Here is a 375-nt window from a genome sequence, read left to right on the forward strand (position 1 = left end):
GCTCCGGCGTCCAGGCGCCCGCGTCGGAAGCCACAGGGCCGTCCAGACTCGGGTCGGCGCCCACCGGCGGGTCCCACGACTGGTCAGGACCGCTCCACGAGGCGTCGTCCGTACGCGACGGCGTACCCCACGGGGCGTCGTCGGCGTACTGCTCCGGGGTCCACGGACCCGCCTCGTCCGACCGGGCCGGGCCACGCGAGCCCGCGTCAGGGCCGGAACCGGCGGAGTCCGGGTTCAGGGCCGCCCCGTCCGGCGCACCCCACGGCGCGTCATCCACGGGCCGCTCCGGCGTCCAGGCGCCCGCGTCGGAAGCCACAGGGCCGTCCAGACTCGGGTCGGCGCCCACCGGCGGGTCCCACGACTGGTCAGGACCGC

1 pseudogene is annotated in these 375 nt (G+C 77.9%); it reads right to left on the minus strand.

Going from position 1 to position 375, the window contains the following annotated elements:
• Window positions 1-316: pseudogene (locus tag ADL05_RS31470) on the minus strand (hypothetical protein); the annotation flags it as partial.
• Between the last annotated feature and the right edge of the window lie 59 nt (window positions 317-375).

This window comes from Nocardiopsis sp. NRRL B-16309, assembly GCF_001279585.1.
Classification (GTDB): Bacteria; Actinomycetota; Actinomycetes; order Streptosporangiales; family Streptosporangiaceae; genus Nocardiopsis.